This window comes from Mycobacterium sp. Dal123C01, assembly GCF_052566995.1.
On sequence record NZ_CP199580.1, the window covers coordinates 1,898,194 to 1,912,244 of the forward strand.

Below are 14,051 nucleotides of genomic sequence, written 5' to 3' on the forward strand. Positions count from 1 at the left end.
GTTCGCCATTGACGAAAAAGTAGAACACGTTCTAGCGTCTAGGCGTGTTCTCTGATCCCCTTGCCTCCGCGATCGCCGAGGCCGAGCAGTTAGTCGCCGCCGCTCCCTTCATCGAGACCGAAGCCGATCTGCTCGAAGGACTGCAGTATCTGGCCGGTGGTATCTCGGCCTGCATCCATATGGCCGTCGACTACGACCGTGACCATCCCTTCCTGCAGTCGGGCACCGGGCCGTTCACCAAGATGGGCCTGGACAACCCCGACACCCTGTACTTCGGCACCCGATTGCACGCCAACCACGACTACGTCGTCACCGGTAGGCGTGGCACCACCACCGACTTGAGCTTCCAGCTGCTCGGCGGCGAGTACACCGACGACTTCGTTCCGGTCAGCCAGGCCGCGTTCGACGACCGTGAACTCGAGATCGCCGCGGACGGCAGCTTCGAGTGGCGGGTGCGCCCGACGAGCAACGGTCAGCTGGTGATGCGCGAGGTGTACGGTGACTGGTCCGCGCAGCGCGGCACGCTGGCGATCTCGCGGCTGGACACCGCCGGCACCGCGCCGCCGCCGCTGACCCGCCAGACCATCGAAAGGCGTTATGCCACAGCGGGAAAGCAGCTTGTGCAGCGAATCAAGACCTGGCTGCAGTTCCCGCAGTGGTTCTACGACAATCTCCCGGTCAACACCATGGTGGCGCCGCGGCTGACCCCGGGCGGGCTGTCGACCCAGTACTCGTCGGTCGGGCATTGGGATTTGCGGCCCGATCAGGCGCTGGTGATCACGATCCCGGTATCGGATGCGCCTTACCTCGGCTTCCAGCTCGGCAGCCTGTGGTACATCTCGCTGGACTACATCAACCACCAGACCTCGTTGAACAACACTCAGGCTCAAGCGGACCCGGACGGCAAGGTCCGCATCGTCGTCGCCGACGGGAATCCGGGGGTCACCAACTGGGTCGAGACGCTCGGCCATCGCCGTGGCTATCTGCAGTTCCGGTGGCAACGGGTGTCGCGTGAGCTCATCGACGCCGACGGTCCGACCGTCGAACTGGTCGACCTCGACGCGGTGGCGAGCAAGTTGCCCTATTTCGAGCAGAACAAAATTTCCGAGGACGACTGGCGCGAGCGAATTGCACTGCGCCACCAACAAATTCAGGCGAGGATGCTGGGATGACGAAGTTGCTTGACGGCAAGGTTGTGGTGATCAGTGGTGTTGGCCCGGGTCTGGGGACGACGCTGGCACACCGATGCACCCGGGAGGGTGCCGATCTGGTGCTGGCGGCTCGCACCCCGGAGCGTCTGGACGACGTCGCCAAGCAGATCGCCGACGTCGGGGGCCGCGCCACGACGGTGCGCGCCGACATCACCGACGATGACCAGGTGAGCAACCTCGTCGCGCAGACGTTGGAGGCCTATGGCAGGGTCGATGTGCTGATCAACAATGCCTTCCGGGTGCCATCGTTGAAGCCGTTCTCGGGCACTAGCTTTCAGCACATTCGCGACGCGATCGAACTCAGCGCGCTGGGCGCATTACGGTTGATCCAGGGCTTCACGCCGGCGCTGGCCGAGTCCAAGGGTTCGGTCGTCAACGTCAACTCCATGGTGATTCGGCACTCTCAGGCCAAATACGGCGCCTACAAGATGGCCAAGTCCGCGCTGCTCGCGATGTCGCATTCGCTGGCCACGGAACTGGGCGAGCAGGGGATCCGGGTCAATTCCGTTGCACCGGGCTACATCTGGGGTGAGACGCTGCAGGGCTACTTCAATCACCAGGCCGGCAAGTACGGCACTTCGGCAGAGCAGATCTACCAGGCCACCGCGGCCGACTCCGACCTCAAGCGGCTGCCCACCGAAGACGAGGTGGCATCGGCCATTCTGTTCATGGCCAGCGACCTGTCCAGCGGCATCACCGGGCAGACCCTGGACGTCAACTGCGGGGAGTACCACACCTGATGACAGAGCGCACCGACGTCGGCACCGTCGAGGATATGCACGCGTCAGCGACCAAGCTGGTCGGGCTCGACGATTTCGGCGTCGACGACGACAACTATCGCGAAGCGCTGGGCGTGCTGCTGGACTCCTACCAGCGCGACGCGGGCCTGACTTCGTTGGGCAGCAAGATGAATCGGTTCTTCCTGCGCGGCGCGCTGGTGGCCAGGCTGTTCTCCGAGTCCGCGTGGAAGCAGTACCCACAACACGCCGACGTCGCCATCGAGCAACCGATCTTCGTCACCGGGCTGCCGCGCACCGGCACCACGATCTTGCACCGGCTGCTGGGCGCCGACCCGGTGCACCAGGGTCTGCACTTGTGGCTGGCCGAGTTCCCGCAGCCGCGCCCGCCCCGCGACACCTGGGAATCCAACCCGTGGTACAGCACGCTGGACGCGCAGTTCACCCAGCATCACCAAGAGAACCCGGAGTACACCGGCCTGCACTTCATGGCCGCCTACGAGCTCGAGGAATGCTGGCAGCTGCTGCGGCAGTCGCTGCATTCGGTGTCCTACGAAACGCTGTCGCACTTACCCACCTACTCACAGTGGCTGTCGCGACAGGACTGGACCCCGTCATATCGCCGGCACCGCAAGAATCTTCAGTTGATCGGTCTCAACGACGCTGAAAAGCGTTGGGTGCTCAAGAATCCCAGCCATCTGTTTGCGCTGGATGCGCTGATGGAGACTTATCCCGATGCGCTGGTGATCCAGACCCACCGACCGGTGGAGACGATCCTGGCCTCGATGTGCTCGTTGGCTCAGCACACCGCCGAGGGATGGTCTACGACCTTTGAAGGCGCCGAGATCGGTGCTGACGCAATGGAAACCTGGTCGCGCGGGCTGGAGCGGTTCAACACCGTACGCGCCAAGCACAATCCGGCCCAGTTCTGCGATGTCGACTACCACGATTTGATCGCCGATCCGCTCGGAACGGTCGCCAACGTGTACCGCCACTACGGCCTGGCGCTGACTGACGAGGCTCGAAAGGCCATGGAGGACAGCCATGCTGAGAGTCAGACCGGCGCCCGGGCGCCGAAGCACAAGTACTCACTGGCCGATTACGGGCTTACCGCTGAAGAGGTCAAAGAGCGCTTCGCGGGGCTGTAAACCTAGTCCTCGACCGGACGCTCGAGGTAGCCTTCGGCGACCGCATGTTCGATGCTGTCACTAAGCCTTGGGCAAGACCTGGTCCGTGCCGTGTCCCCGCCGGACTCACGCACTTCGGCGAAGTGGGCACACCGCTGCGACGCCCCCGCATTCCATTGCACCGCAGTGTGTCCGGGCCCCAGTCTCCGGACGTTCACCGTGACATGGCAGAAGCGGCAATCCACCGGCTGCAGGCCCGACGAGAGGTAGCGTTCCCGGTCGGCGCGACTGGCCTCACGGACCGAGGCAGCGCGTTGCGGGTCGTCGGCGAAATCTCTCGACTTCGACCAGGATCCAGACCCGCCGTTGCGGGCGGGTTTGTCCTCGTGGTCGTGCCCGTCACCATGCAGCAGTAGCATCGACCGGGCGAGCCGATCGACGTCGGGAAGCGCCGACTGATCATCAGACATGGCGTCAGTGTTGTTCGGCTGGAACTTCTTCGGCCGCAGGGGCTTCGGCATCCTGTGCCTTCAGGTTCTGTTCGACCTCGGTGTTCCAGTATTCGTTGGCGCGGCTGGTGTCCACCTCGATCTCGAAGCGTTCCACCATCTCCGGCTCTACGTCGGCGGCGTCGACGTAGAACTGCTGATACCAGCGGCGGAGCTGATAGACGGCACCGTCCTCCTCGACCAGCAGCGGGTTGTCGATCCTGGTCTTGTGCTTCCAGATCTCGACGTCCTGCAGAAAGCCCTTGCTGACCCCTTCGGTGAAGACTCGGGACAGCTTCTCGGTCATCTTTTCGTCCATGCCCTTGGGCTTTTCGACGATGACGCCCCACTGCAGGAGGAACGAGTTCTGGGTGACCGGGTAATGGCAGTTGATCAGGATCGACTCGGCCTTGAAGCCGCCGTAGCTGTTGTGCAGCCAGTTGATCATGAACGACGGCCCGAAGTAGGACGCCTCGGAATCCAGGTGTGCCTCGCCGTAGGACGTTCCCAGGTCGTTGACGTCGGGGCGGCCCACGTTGTGCAGATACTGCGAGGCAACGTGGCCCTCGAAGACGTTCTTGAAGTACGTCGGCAACCCGAAATGGATGTAGAAGAAGTGCGCCATATCGGTGACGTTGTCGATGATGTCGCGGCAGTTGGAACCCTCGATGAGGATGCTGTTCCACCGCCACTCGGTCCACTCATCGCTGGCGACTTCGGGGATCTCGGGGATCTGGACCGCGGGGTCAGGGGGATTGCCCTCGTGGTCGTGCCAGACGAACAGCAGGCCGCCGCGCACGTCGGTCGTCCAGGCGCGGGTGCGAGCCGTCTTCGGCGTGCGCTTGGCGTACGGCACCAGCTTGCACCGGCCATCGCCGCCCCAGCGCCAGTCGTGGAACGGGCAGGCGACCTCGTCGCCCTTGATGGTGCCCTCAGACAGGTCGCCGCCCATGTGCCGGCAGTACCCGTCGAGCACCTTCAGGTCGCCGTTCGAATCGGCGAAAACCACCAGCTTGGTGCCGAACGCCTGAATCGAGTGCGGGTTGCCGTCCCGGAAGTCCTGCGCGACGCCCAGGCAGTGCCAGCCCCGGGCATATCTGGTCGGTAAGGCGCCGGGATCGATTTCCCGGATGCCGACCGTTTTGGTGTCGGTACTCACCTGTCACCTCCAACTTCTAGCCCTCTAACTAGAACACGTTACAGTTTTTTGCTACGTGCGCGCAACGACAGCGGGTCTAACCACGGGATATTCCTGCTGGGGTATATCTAGACGATGCCACTGTTCGCTTTCGAGGGTCGAGCGCCACGGATCGATCCGACAGCCTTCGTGGCGCCGACCGCGACCCTGATCGGCGACGTCACGGTCGAGGCCGGGGCGTCGGTGTGGTTCAACGCCGTACTGCGCGGCGACTACGGGCCGATCGTCGTGCGGGAAGGCGCCAATGTGCAGGACGGATCGGTGTTGCACGCCCCGCCAGGGATTCCCGTCGATATCGGACCCGGTGCGACGGTGGCGCACATGTGCGTCATTCACGGGGTTCACGTCGGTGCCGAGGCACTGATCGCCAACCACGCCACTGTTCTCGACGGCGCGGTAATCGGTGCGCGCAGCTTGATCGCGGCCCATTCTCTGGTGACGGCCGGCACGCAGATTCCGGCCGGGGTGCTCGTCGTCGGGTCGCCGGCTCAGATCAAGGGCCCGATCGCGGGGACCGGCGCGGAGATGTGGATCAAACTCAACCCGCAGGCCTACCGCGAACTGGCGCAGCGCCATCTCGCCGGGCTGGAGCCGATCTAGACCTTCCGGGTATTGGCGGCCGCGCGGTCCATCTCCCAATATGCGCGTAGCGCGACCAGTTTGCCCTCGTCGTTGGCCTTATAGGTGAACACGCCCTCGGCGGTGGTGAGGTAGTCGCCCGTCGTGATCAGGATGTGCCCGACGTTGGCTTCCTCGTTGCCGCACTGATAGGTGTCGCGGAAGACGAACTCGATCTTGGCGGTGGGGGCGATGGCCTGGTCCCAGAACGCCGAGATCGCGTCGCGGCCCCGGTGTCCCTTGCCTTCGGGGTCGAACGCCGACGGTCCGATGGGGTCCTCAACAATGGCGTCGTCGGTGAACACCGCCAGCCAGGCTTCTTTGTCCCTGGCGATCACCGCCTCGCGCGAGCGACGGCCGGCCTCGTGGGCCGGGCGCTCAGTCATGCGTCTACTTTTGTGGGCTTGTCAGCGCCGACCACCCACATGGAGTAGTACTGCGAACCACCACCGTAGGCATGTCCCAACGCTTTTCGGGCGCCGGGCACCTGGTGGTCGCCGCCCTTGTTCATCACCTGGATGGCCGACTCGGCGAAGCGAATCAGGCCCGAGGCGCCGATCGGGTTCGACGAGAGCACGCCGCCCGAGGGGTTCACCGGGAGCTTTCCGCCTATTGCGGTCTCGCCGGCTTCGGTGAGCTTCCAGCCTTCACCTTCGGCGGCAAACCCCAGGTTCTCCAACCACATTGGCTCGAACCAGGAGAACGGCACGTAAATTTCGGCGACATCGATCTCGTCGATGGGGCTGGTGATACCGGCGCCCTTCCATAAAGCCGCGGCCGCGTCGCGGCCGGCCTGCGGGCTGACCTGATCGCGTCCGGAGAACTGTAGGGGCTCGGTGCGCAGCGCGGTGGCATGGATCCACGCCACTGGACGTCCTTCGGCCAGTTGGGCATCGGCGATTTCCTCGTTGCCGATCACTATCGCGGCCGCGCCATCGGAGGATGGGCAGGTTTCGTCGTAGCGAATCGGATCCCACAGCATGGGGGATTGCATCACCTTCTCAACGGTGATGTCGGCTTGCTGCAGGTGCGCCAACGGGTTACGGCTGCCATTGAGCCGGTCCTTGGTCGCCACGATGGCACCGATGTTGAGTGGCGCGCCCGAGCGTCGGATGTACGACCGTACGTGCGGCGCAAAGTAGCCGCCCGCTCCGGCACCGACCGGCTTGATGAAGGGGATCGGAATCGACAACGCCCACATGGCATTCGACTCCGACTGCTTCTCCCAGGCCATGGCCAGCACGCGCCGGTACTTCCCGGACTGCACCAGGCTGGCGGCCACCACCGCGGTGGACCCGCCGACCGAACCCGCGGTGTGTACCCGGATGAGCGGCTTGCCGGTGGCGCCCATGGCATCGGCCATGAACAGCTCCGGCATCATGACGCCCTCGAAGAAGTCCGGCGCCTTGCCGACCACGACCGCGTCGATGTCGTCGAAGGTGCTACCCGAGTCGGCCAGCGCACGATCGATAGATTCGCGCACCAGGCCATTCATCGAAACGTCTTTGCGCTTCGCGACATACTTGGTCTGCCCGGTACCCAGTACCGCCGCGAGGTGCGCTCCTGCACCGGCCATCAGTTCTTCCCTTCCATGACCGCGACCAGGTTCTGTTGCAGCGCAGGCCCGCTGGTGGCGTGTGCCAGCACCCGCTCGGCTGATCCGCTCCAGATGTGTTGTGCTGCAAAGCCGATACGCTCCAGACCGGCGACGAACATCGGGTTGGCCGACAGTGCACCGCCGGACGGATTGACTTTCGTCTTGTCCGGGACCCCGATGGCCTCGGCCAGGATCAAATGCTGGTGAGTGAAGGGCGCATGAATCTCGGCGACGTCGAGGGTGCCGCTGTTGCCTCCGGCCGCCTTGGCTGAAGCTGCCGTCGACGGCGACTCGGCGAGGTTGCGTGCACCGAGCACCGGGGTTTCGATGCGGTGCTCGATTCCGGTGATCCAGGCCGGGTTCTCGCGCATCTCGCGGGCGCGGGCGTCGGCCGCGAGCACGATCGCTGCCGCACCGTCGGTGATCGGCGCGATGTCGTGACGCCTCAGCGGGTCGTTGAAGAACGGCCGGGCCAGCAGCTCGTCGATGCTCTTGGCCGGCTTCTCGGAGTCGGTGCGCTCGGACTGGGCGAACGATTCGAGGGCGACCTGGGCCATCTGCTCGTGCGTCCACTTGCCGGAGTCCAGACCGATGCGGGCCTGCAGCCCGGCGATCGACACCGAGTCCGGCCACAGCGGCGCGACGGTGTAGGGATCGGTCTGCCGGGACAGGATCTGACGCAGGATTCCGGCCGAGGACTTGCCGAAGCCGTACACCAGCGCGGTGTCGACCTCGCCGGTCAGAATCTTGATGTAGGCCTCGTAGAGGGCCCAAGCCGCGTCCATCTCGACGTGCGACTCGTTGATCGGCGGAACGGCGCCAATGGAGTCGATGGCCGAGATGAACGAAAAGGCCCGTCCGGCAAGGTAATCAGACGATCCGGAACACCAGAAGCCGATGTCGGTCCTGGTGATGCCCAGCTCCTCGTACAGCTCGGCGAAGCACGGTATCAACATCTCGACGCCGTTGGTGGTGCCGTCGGTGCGGCGGACATGCGGGGCGTGGGCAAAGCCGACCACCGCAACATTGCGTTCGCTCATGTGCAGGTAAACCCTTTACAGGTGGTGCTTGTAGGTGTCGTACTCGGCGTCCGGCTCGCCGGTAGGCCGGAAGTACTCGATGTTGTCGATGCCAAAATCCCACTCCTCGCGGGGCCGCCAAATCGCTTCCACCCGCATGCCCATCCGCACCTCGTGCGCGTCGATGTCGGCCACCAGATGCAGGAAGGGGATGTCGGCCCCGTCGAGCAGCACGTAGGCCGCGACATACGGCGGCTTGATGCGCTGACCCTGGAACGGAATGTTGATGATCGCGAACGTCGTCACGGTGCCCTTGTCGGGCAGCTCGAGGAACTCGGTGGTGGGCTGGCCGGTGGCCGGGTCCGCACCATGCGGCGGGAAGTAGACCTTGCCGTTCTCGCCGGTCTTCGCGCCCAGCAGCTTGCCTTCGGCAATGGCGCGCAGGTAGGCGCTTTCCTCGTGCGAGGCGGTGTGCTGAATGGTCAGCGAAATCGGCGTGACGATCATGGTCACCGGATCCTGATCGCTGGCGGATCCCTCGGGTTCGGCGTCCTCGCCGATCGCGAAGTACGCGATGTCGGTGATAGCGCCGACCGTTTCGTCGGCCCAGTGCACATGCACCCGCGCGCCGGAGCGGATCGCCTCGGGCGTGCCGGCGTCGACCGCGTGGATCAAGGGGGTGTCGGCGCCGTCCAGTGTGATCAGCGCCCAGGCGAACGGCCGGTCCAGCGGCTGGCCCTCCAGCGGCTCGGGCTGCCAGGTCCAGGAGACCACGGTGCCGACGGCCGATACCGGTACCATTTCGCCCAGCGGTTCGTAGGTAACCGGGTCGTATTCCGCCGGTGGCACATGCACTCGGCCATCCGATCCGCGCACCCCGAGGACGCGGCGTTCACGCAATGCGGTGAAGAACTTACCTAGCGTGGAACCAACTGAACGGGTGTAGTCGAAGGACAGAGTTAACGGCGCGGAGAGGGGCGGCTCGGAGTGATCGATCGTGGTCGGGCCGCTCGAAGTGGCTGTCACGCCTTCGAGTAGAACAGGTTCTAAGAACCGTTTCAATATCGGGTCCGGTTCAGCCGGGAAAGGCAGAGAAATGAAGCTGGGTTTGCAGCTGGGATATTGGGGCGCTCACCCGCCGGAGAACGCCGGAGAACTCGTTGCCGAGGCGGAGGCCGCCGGATTCGACGCGGTGTTCACCGCCGAGGCGTGGGGTTCCGACGCCTACACGCCGCTGGCCTGGTGGGGTTCCTCGACGCAGCGGGTGCGGCTGGGCACCTCGGTGGTTCAGCTCTCGGCGCGGACGCCGACGGCGTGTGCGATGGCCGCGCTGACCCTCGACCACCTCAGCGGAGGCCGGCACATTCTCGGACTCGGGGTGTCCGGACCGCAGGTCGTGGAGGGCTGGTACGGCCAGTCGTTTCCCAAGCCGTTGGCCCGGACCCGCGAATACATCGACATCATCCGGCAGGTGTGGACCCGTGAAAAGCCGGTGACCAGCGATGGCCCCCACTACCCGCTGCCGCGGACCGGGGAGGGCACCAGCGGCCTGGGCAAGCCACTCAAGCCCATCACGCATCCGCTGCGGGCGGACATCCCGATCATGCTGGGCGCCGAAGGGCCGAAGAACATCGCGCTGGCCGCCGAGATCTGCGACGGCTGGCTGCCCATCTTCTACACGCCGCGGATGGCCGACATGTACAACGAATGGCTCGACGAGGGGTTCGCCCGGCCCGGCGCCCGGCGCAGCCGCGAGGACTTCGAGATCTGCGCGACCGCGCAGGTCGTGGTCACCGAGGACCGGGCGGCCGCGCACGCCGCGATCAAGCCCCATCTGGCGCTGTACATGGGCGGCATGGGCGCCGAAGACACCAATTTCCATGCCGACGTCTATCGCCGGATGGGCTACGCGCAGGTGGTCGACGACGTCACTCAGCTGTTCCGCAGCAACCAGAAGGACAAGGCCGCCGAGATCATCCCGGACGAGCTCGTCGACGACGCCATGATCGTCGGCGACATTGACTACGTCCGTAAGCAGATCGCCGCGTGGGAAGCCTCCGGCGTCACGATGATGGTAGTGTCCGGTCGCACTCCGCAGCAGGTCCGGGACCTCGCCGCGCTGATCTAGGCCGGGGCTTGCCCCGTCGATAGAACGCGTTCTAGATTGGCCCGATGACAGCATCGCAGCACACCATCGCCGGCACGGTGATCACGATGCCGGTGCAGATTCGCAAGGCAAATCAGCACATGGCGATGTTCTCGGTGGACGCCGACGCCGCCCAGCACCTGATCGACTACAGCGGCCTGCAGGTCTGCCGTTACCTGCCCGGGGGCGCGATCGTGGTCCTGATGCTGATGCACTACATCGACGGCGACCTGGGCCAGTACTACGAGTTCGGCACCAGCGTGATGGTCAACCCACCGGGCACAGCGCCCGGATCAAAGGCGAGCCCGCGCGCCCTGCAGTCGGCCGGCGCCTTCATCCACCACCTGCCCGTCGACCAGCCGTTCACGCTGGAGGCGGGCACCAAGATCTGGGGCTACCCGAAAGTCATGGCGGACTTCACCATTCGAGAGGGCCGCTCGTTCGGGTTCGACTGCGTGATAGACGGGCAACTGGTGATCGGCATGGACTTTCGTCCTGGTCTGCCGATTCGGCTGACGCCGCGCCAGCAGGCGCAGCGCAGCTACTCGCACCGCGACGGCGTCACCCGCGAGACCGCCTTCGAGCACACGCTGGACGGTGTGCGGAACCGGCTTGGCGGCGTGCGCGTCCGGTTGGGCGATCATCCTTACGCGAAAGAGTTAGCGTCGCTTGGTCTTCCGAAGCGCGCGATGCTGTCCAGCTCTGCTGAGCAGGTACAAATGACATTCGGCGACGCCCAGGAGATCTCATGACGATGACCAGACCAGACGTCGACCTGACTGACGGCGCTTTTTACGCGGATCGTCCCGCGGCCCGCGAAGCCTACCGCTGGATGCGAGAGAACGAGCCGGTGTTCCGCGACCACAACGGGTTGGCCGCGGCGACGACGTATGCGGCCGTTATCGATGCCGAGCGGAACCCCGAGTTGTTCTCGAACGCAGGCGGCATCCGCCCCGACCAGGATGCCCTGCCGATGATGATCGACATGGATGATCCCGCACATCTGTTGCGCCGCAAGCTCGTTAACGCCGGCTTCACGCGAAAGCGTTTGAAGGTCCAAGATGCGTCCATCGGCGCGTTGTGCGACGTGCTCATCGACGCCGTATGCGAGCGCGGCGAATGTGATCTGGTCAGAGACCTTGCGGCACCGCTGCCGATGGCGGTCATCGGCGACATGCTTGGCGTGCTCCCGGACGAGCGAGAGTTGTTCCTGAAGTGGTCCGACGAAATGATGGTCGGCCTCAGTTCCACTGTGTCCGAGGCTGATATTCAGGTCACGATGGATGCCTTTGTTGCGTACAACGACTACACCCGCAGCAAGATGGAACAGCGTCGCTCCGAGCCGACCGAGGACCTGATCAGCGTCCTGGTGCACTCGGAGGTCGATGGTCAACGGCTGACCGACGACGACATCCTTCAGGAGACGCTGCTGATCCTCGTCGGCGGCGACGAGACAACGCGTCACACGATATCCGGTGGAATCGAGCAGCTGATACGGAACCGCGACCAGTGGGATCTGCTGCGGAACGACTCCGACCTGCTCCCGGGCGCAATCGAGGAGATGCTGCGCTGGACGTCGCCGCTGAAGAACATGTGCCGCAGGCTGACCGCAGACACCGAATTCCATGGCACCCAGTTACGTCAGGGCGAGAAGATCATGCTGATGTTCGAATCGGCGAACTTCGACGAAGCCGTCTTCGGAGACCCGGACAACTTCAATATTCAGCGAGATCCGAACAGCCACTTAGCGTTCGGGTTCGGCACACACTTCTGCCTCGGTAATCAGTTGGCCCGAATCGAGCTCATAAACATGACGGGCCGGGTGCTGCAGCGGCTGCCTGATCTGCGGCTTGCCGACGGCGCGGACTTGCCGCTGCGGCCGGCGAACTTCGTGTCCGGCCTTGAGAAGATGCCGGTGGCATTCACGCCGACCGCGCCGTTGGGGTAAAGGCTGTTCCGCCTTTTCTTACTCTTCGCCGAACGTGAACCCACTGCGAAAAATCGATTGAAAACTCGCAGTCACTTCACGTTCGGCATGCCCACGCCGCGCCCACCCGTCGCAGGATGCCGCCCGGCACGTCTTCGACCGTGACGCGCACGATGATCCAACCAAGTTCGGTCAGCGCTTCGAATCGGGCGATGTCTCGATTGAATTGTCTGCGGTCCGTCCGATGGTGATCACCCTCGTACTCCACCGCGACTTTGATGTCCTCCCAACCCATATCGACGATCGCGACTAACGCGCCGAACTGGTCGCGGACCGTGATCTGAGTCTGCGGCCGTGGATAACCCGCCTTGATGAGGACTAGACGTAACCAAGTTTCGCGGGGTGATTCGGCTCCGGCGTCGACCAAATGCAAGGCGCTCCGGGCGCGCCTGATGTTGCGATGTCCTTTGTAGCGTTCGGTGAGCGGTTCGACGTCGGTGACATTGAGCCTCGTGGCTCTTGCCAGCGCGTCGATGGCGGCCACGGCCGTGCCGAGGGGATTGCGACAAGCGAGGTCGAACGCAGTACGTGCCGGTGTTGTCGCCAGCACATCCCCAATCATTTCGACCTCGTCGTCAGCAACCTGATCCGACCAGGTACGAATCCCCTTCGGGGGCCGACGGTGCTGGTAAATCAGTTGGGCCGGCGCCCTATCGTCGACCCACTTGGCGCCATGCAATGCCGATGCAGACTGCCCCGCCACAACGCCACGGCGTCGCGACCACAGCCAAGCGGCACGAGCGCGCGACGTGGCGGTGAGGTCCGTGCCGAGCGGCAGGTAGACGTCGCGATGTACCGCAACGCATCGGCTTCGCAGCCGATAGGCCGTCAACGCTCCGGATTTGATGGCTTCAGTGCCGAGGAATGGTTCTCCCACGGACGAAGTGTGGCGCGGCGGTCTGACAACGACGCCGAGTGTGAACCCACTGCGAAAAATCGATTGAAAACTCGCAGTCACTTCACGTTCGGCGAGGGAAGGGGGGAGGGAGGGAAGGGGAGGGAGGGAAGGGGGAGGCGAGGGGAAGGGGGACGCGAGGGACCCGGGGTTACTTGTTCTGGAAGCTGGGCTTGCGCTTTTCGGCGAACGCCCGCGGGCCTTCCTTGGCGTCGTCGGACAAGAACACCTTGATACCGATCTGTGTGTCGATCTTGAAGGCATCGTTCTCGTTCATGCCCTCGGTTTCGCGAATTGCCCGCAGGATCGCCTGCACGGCGAGCGGCCCGTTGTTCTCGATCAGCTCGGCGATCTCGAGCGCCTTGGTCAGGGCCTGGCCGTCGGGCACCAGGTACCCGATCAGGCCGATCTCCTTGGCCTCGGCGGCGGTGATGTGCCGGCCGGTGAGCAGTAGGTCGCAGGCGACCGTGTAGGGGATCTGGCGCACCAGGCGCACGGCCGAGCCGCCCATCGGGTACAGGCTCCACTTGGCTTCGGAGATGCCGAACTTGGCGCTTTCGCCGGCGACCCGGATGTCGGTGCCCTGCAAAATCTCGGTGCCCCCGGCGATCGCGGGCCCTTCGACGGCAGCGATCAGCGGCTTGGTCAGCCGGCGGCCCTTCAACAGCGCGTCGATCCGCGACGGGTCGTAGCTGCCGTCTTTGAAAGAATCGCCCGGCGGCTTCTTGGTTGCTGACTTGAGGTCCATGCCCGCGCAGAAGTAGCCACCGGCCCCGGTCAGGATGCAGCACCGGATGTCGTCGTCGTTGTCGACGCGGTCCCAGGCCTGCACCATGATTTCCATCATTTCGGTGCTCAGCGCGTTGCGGGCGTGCGGCCGGTTCAGGGTGACGATAAGCGTGTGACCGCGCTGCTCGACGAGAGCGTCCGGTCCGGATTCCACGTTTGCTGGAGCCTCGACCACGGCCATTGTCCTTCCCTCGTCATCGAGCATGAACTTGTCAAGAAATGTAACACGTTCTAATTTG

15 protein-coding genes are annotated in these 14,051 nt (G+C 64.4%); 7 read left to right on the plus strand and 8 right to left on the minus strand.

Annotation, left to right across the window (positions count from 1 at the left end; all coding sequences use genetic code 11):
* Positions 1-44 precede the first annotated feature (44 nt).
* The 3 genes from ACTXG5_RS09030 to ACTXG5_RS09040 are packed head-to-tail and all read left to right on the plus strand — an operon-like array spanning position 45 to position 3,096.
* Complete coding sequence (locus ACTXG5_RS09030; RefSeq protein WP_445163339.1) at positions 45-1,172, plus strand: hypothetical protein; 1,128 nt, start codon at positions 45-47, stop codon at positions 1,170-1,172.
* Positions 1,169-1,951 carry an SDR family oxidoreductase gene (locus ACTXG5_RS09035; protein WP_445163340.1) on the plus strand — a complete coding sequence of 261 codons (783 nt, stop codon included), beginning with the start codon at positions 1,169-1,171 and terminating at the stop codon, positions 1,949-1,951. Before ACTXG5_RS09030 ends, ACTXG5_RS09035 begins: the two co-directional genes overlap by 4 nt.
* Complete coding sequence (locus tag ACTXG5_RS09040; RefSeq protein WP_445163341.1) at positions 1,951-3,096, plus strand: sulfotransferase family protein; 1,146 nt, start codon at positions 1,951-1,953, stop codon at positions 3,094-3,096. The genes ACTXG5_RS09035 and ACTXG5_RS09040 overlap by 1 nt, the downstream gene beginning before the upstream one ends.
* Positions 3,097-3,098: 2 nt before the next feature.
* Here ACTXG5_RS09040 and ACTXG5_RS09045 read toward each other — a convergent pair whose 3' ends face one another.
* Both ACTXG5_RS09045 and ACTXG5_RS09050 read right to left on the minus strand, forming a co-directional pair.
* A complete protein-coding gene (locus ACTXG5_RS09045; protein ID WP_445163342.1) occupies positions 3,099-3,545 on the minus strand; it encodes a hypothetical protein in 447 nt (148 codons plus the stop codon).
* 4 nt (positions 3,546-3,549) lie between these two features.
* Positions 3,550-4,722: a Rieske 2Fe-2S domain-containing protein gene (locus tag ACTXG5_RS09050; RefSeq protein ID WP_445163343.1), complete on the minus strand. Its 1,173-nt coding sequence runs from the start codon at positions 4,720-4,722 to the stop codon at positions 3,550-3,552.
* A 114-nt stretch (positions 4,723-4,836) separates the two neighbouring features.
* On the opposite strand from ACTXG5_RS09050, the gene ACTXG5_RS09055 reads away from it, so the two are divergent.
* Positions 4,837-5,361, plus strand: a complete 525-nt coding sequence (locus ACTXG5_RS09055; RefSeq protein ID WP_445163344.1) for a gamma carbonic anhydrase family protein — start codon at positions 4,837-4,839, stop codon at positions 5,359-5,361.
* On the opposite strand, the gene ACTXG5_RS09060 is transcribed toward ACTXG5_RS09055, so the two are convergent.
* Genes ACTXG5_RS09060 through ACTXG5_RS09075 form a run of 4 tightly spaced genes read right to left on the minus strand, consistent with a single transcriptional unit; the run spans position 5,358 to position 9,021 of the window.
* The gene (locus ACTXG5_RS09060; protein ID WP_445163345.1) at positions 5,358-5,765 is read right to left on the minus strand and encodes a nuclear transport factor 2 family protein; all 408 of its coding nucleotides are present in this window, start codon (positions 5,763-5,765) and stop codon (positions 5,358-5,360) included. The two genes, ACTXG5_RS09055 and ACTXG5_RS09060, sit on opposite strands and share 4 nt — an antisense overlap.
* Positions 5,762-6,955 carry a thiolase domain-containing protein gene (locus ACTXG5_RS09065; RefSeq protein ID WP_445163346.1) on the minus strand — a complete coding sequence of 398 codons (1,194 nt, stop codon included), beginning with the start codon at positions 6,953-6,955 and terminating at the stop codon, positions 5,762-5,764. The genes ACTXG5_RS09060 and ACTXG5_RS09065 overlap by 4 nt, the downstream gene beginning before the upstream one ends.
* Positions 6,955-8,016 carry a thiolase domain-containing protein gene (locus ACTXG5_RS09070; protein WP_445163347.1) on the minus strand — a complete coding sequence of 354 codons (1,062 nt, stop codon included), beginning with the start codon at positions 8,014-8,016 and terminating at the stop codon, positions 6,955-6,957. Before ACTXG5_RS09070 ends, ACTXG5_RS09065 begins: the two co-directional genes overlap by 1 nt.
* A 15-nt stretch (positions 8,017-8,031) precedes the next feature.
* Positions 8,032-9,021, minus strand: coding sequence for a Zn-ribbon domain-containing OB-fold protein (locus tag ACTXG5_RS09075; protein WP_445163348.1), 990 nt, complete (start codon positions 9,019-9,021; stop codon positions 8,032-8,034).
* 70 nt (positions 9,022-9,091) lie between these two features.
* On the opposite strand from ACTXG5_RS09075, the gene ACTXG5_RS09080 reads away from it, so the two are divergent.
* Genes ACTXG5_RS09080 through ACTXG5_RS09090 form a run of 3 tightly spaced genes read left to right on the plus strand, consistent with a single transcriptional unit; the run spans position 9,092 to position 12,089 of the window.
* A complete protein-coding gene (locus ACTXG5_RS09080; RefSeq protein ID WP_445163349.1) occupies positions 9,092-10,123 on the plus strand; it encodes an LLM class F420-dependent oxidoreductase in 1,032 nt (343 codons plus the stop codon).
* Between the two features lie 44 nt (positions 10,124-10,167).
* Positions 10,168-10,893: an acetoacetate decarboxylase family protein gene (locus tag ACTXG5_RS09085; protein WP_445163350.1), complete on the plus strand. Its 726-nt coding sequence runs from the start codon at positions 10,168-10,170 to the stop codon at positions 10,891-10,893.
* Positions 10,894-10,895: 2 nt separating this feature from the next.
* Positions 10,896-12,089, plus strand: a complete 1,194-nt coding sequence (locus ACTXG5_RS09090; protein ID WP_445164334.1) for a cytochrome P450 — start codon at positions 10,896-10,898, stop codon at positions 12,087-12,089.
* Between the two features lie 76 nt (positions 12,090-12,165).
* Here ACTXG5_RS09090 and ACTXG5_RS09095 read toward each other — a convergent pair whose 3' ends face one another.
* Both ACTXG5_RS09095 and ACTXG5_RS09100 read right to left on the minus strand, forming a co-directional pair.
* The gene (locus ACTXG5_RS09095) at positions 12,166-13,005 is read right to left on the minus strand and encodes a hypothetical protein (protein ID WP_445163351.1); all 840 of its coding nucleotides are present in this window, start codon (positions 13,003-13,005) and stop codon (positions 12,166-12,168) included.
* 169 nt (positions 13,006-13,174) lie between these two features.
* The gene (locus ACTXG5_RS09100) at positions 13,175-13,966 is read right to left on the minus strand and encodes a crotonase/enoyl-CoA hydratase family protein (protein WP_445164335.1); all 792 of its coding nucleotides are present in this window, start codon (positions 13,964-13,966) and stop codon (positions 13,175-13,177) included.
* Between the last annotated feature and the right edge of the window lie 85 nt (positions 13,967-14,051).